1 protein-coding gene is annotated in these 783 nt (G+C 30.1%); it reads left to right on the forward strand.

Annotation, left to right across the window (positions count from 1 at the left end; all coding sequences use genetic code 11):
- Positions 1 to 97 precede the first annotated feature (97 nt).
- On the forward strand, positions 98 to 517 hold the full coding sequence (locus F3G86_RS00725) for a TOBE domain-containing protein (protein ID WP_103586534.1): 420 nt from the start codon (positions 98 to 100) through the stop codon (positions 515 to 517).
- The last annotated feature ends 266 nt before the right edge of the window (positions 518 to 783 follow it).

Consider the following 783-nt stretch of genomic DNA (forward strand, 5'->3'; position numbering starts at 1 on the left):
TTTTTGATATTATAAAATTTCATATAACAATTTTAAGTTTGCATTAAAAGTATTACTTTACAATCTCAAAACAATTTAAATCATAAAAAGGAAAAATATGTCACTAAGTGCAAGAAATCAACTAAATGTTGAGATATCAGAAGTAAGAACAGGCGCGGTAAATTCGCTAATAGCTGGTAAAATCGCAGGTGGTGAGGTGCTAAAAGCAACTATTACGGTTGATAGCGAGAAAGCTCTTGATCTTAAAGTTGGCAAAAAAGCTATATTTTTATTCAAGGCTTCAAGCGTTATCGTTTCAAAAGATGACAGCATAAAACTTAGCGCAACAAACCAAATCAAAGGCGTTGTTAGCGAGATAAAAGACGGCGCTGTAAATGCTGAGGTTATCATCGACGCAAATGGCAGCAAAATTTCAGCTATCATCACTAGAGAGTCAGTTCAAAATTTAGCTTTAAAAGTAGGCGACAAAGTAACTGCTATCATTAAAGCAACTCAAATAATAGTTGGCGTTAAATAATTTCTCGGAGCAAATTTGCTCCGATCTCTCTTTAAACTAATATTTTTTATTAAGCTATAAAAGAAAATCCTCTCAAAAATCTAAAAAAATTGATCTATAAAAAATTTAATTCATATTCATTTCTGGCAAATTTTAAAATTTAAATTTCTAAACTTTATGCTAAATTTACTTTAAATGCCTATTTTACGTCAATCCAAAGTCAAATTTGGATAAAAATAGTGTCAATAAATATTACCAAACTACGCTCTATTCGCACTTAGCTTTAA

Source organism: Campylobacter concisus, from assembly GCF_902460595.1.
Classification (GTDB): Bacteria; Campylobacterota; Campylobacteria; order Campylobacterales; family Campylobacteraceae; genus Campylobacter_A; species Campylobacter_A concisus_BL.